Genomic DNA, 1147 nt, shown 5'->3' with positions numbered 1-1147 from the left:
ACTAGTCAAGAGGAGGAAGAGTGGTTAGTCGCTATTTTCCAACGAGCAGGAGAAAAGAGAGTGTTTCATGTTCCCAAAGATTTAAGTCTCGACGATTTTGATGGAAAGAAAGTTCCCACTGCATTAAAGCCACATAAGTATCGTGCTGAGTATATAGAGCGTGTTTATCGCAGTGTAGCACGCGAAATTTCCAAGATTAGAAATCGTAAAGAAGTTATCCATCTGCGTAAAGAGTTAGTTGGCATCTCACTCGACAGAAAAGCTTGTAAAATTGTGACAAAGGCTCTGGGACACAATAGACCAGAGGAATTTCCTCGTTCCTACGCTTATATTTTATTGAAACGCTAGGTAACATTGCACATTTTTCAAAAATCTATCCTCAATTCATTACACATGTGGCATAACACTTGTATCTAGAAAATGAAAGGAATTCTATATGTTACCTCAAAATAATTCTCCTCTTCTGTTAAATAGACAACAAGCAGCGGAACTACTTGGAATAGATCCTAAATCATTTGATAAGTACATCAGAAGCCACCCAGACTTTCAATACTTTATGGTGGGAAAACAAGAGCGCTATTTGAAGTCAAAACTGATTAAATTTATTGAAAGCCACTGCGATTGACGGATAATGATTGATAAAATTAGATTTTTCATATATCCTATATGTGACTAGTCTATTTTATCAATCATTTTTTATAGAAAGGCTGATAAAATGGCAACAATAACAAAACGTAGTAACTCTTACCGTGCAACTGTATCACTTTATAAGAAAGGAGAATATAAACGAGAAACCAAAACCTTTAGCAACAGAAAGATGCTGAGCTTTGGACATTAGAAATGGAACTTAAAAAAGGTCGTGGCAAGAACATTGCCGAACGATCCACCCTATTTCCTGATTTTTATAGAAATTGGGTCCATACGGTCAAGAAAAATGACGTTCGCGAAGCCACCTTTATAAACTATAAACGAACTCTCGTAGTAGTTGATGACCTTTTGGATGGTATTCAACTTAAACACCTTGACGATCTCGTCATGCAAAAGAAATCGACCAATATGCTGAAACCCACTCTAAAAAAACAGTAAAAGAACTTGTTCTTAAAATCCGTGGTTCATTGAAATATGCGTATGCTCGTGGTTTGATTAG

1 protein-coding gene and 2 pseudogenes are annotated in these 1147 nt (G+C 36.3%); all 3 read left to right on the top strand.

Annotation, left to right across the window (positions count from 1 at the left end; all coding sequences use genetic code 11):
- Nucleotides 1-348, top strand: a pseudogene (locus ODU45_RS09995) (hypothetical protein); the annotation flags it as partial.
- 88 nt (nucleotides 349-436) lie between these two features.
- Nucleotides 437-625: a helix-turn-helix domain-containing protein gene (locus tag ODU45_RS09990; RefSeq protein ID WP_044759875.1), complete on the top strand. Its 189-nt coding sequence runs from the start codon at nucleotides 437-439 to the stop codon at nucleotides 623-625.
- 90 nt (nucleotides 626-715) lie between these two features.
- Nucleotides 716-1147, top strand: a pseudogene (locus ODU45_RS09985) (site-specific integrase); the annotation flags it as partial.

It is taken from the genome of Streptococcus sp. 2022WUSS135, assembly GCF_044427045.1.
Classification (GTDB): Bacteria; Bacillota; Bacilli; order Lactobacillales; family Streptococcaceae; genus Streptococcus; species Streptococcus hashimotonensis.
The sequence above is the reverse complement of the archived record's forward strand: the minus strand, read 5'-3'. Positions and strand labels throughout refer to the sequence as shown.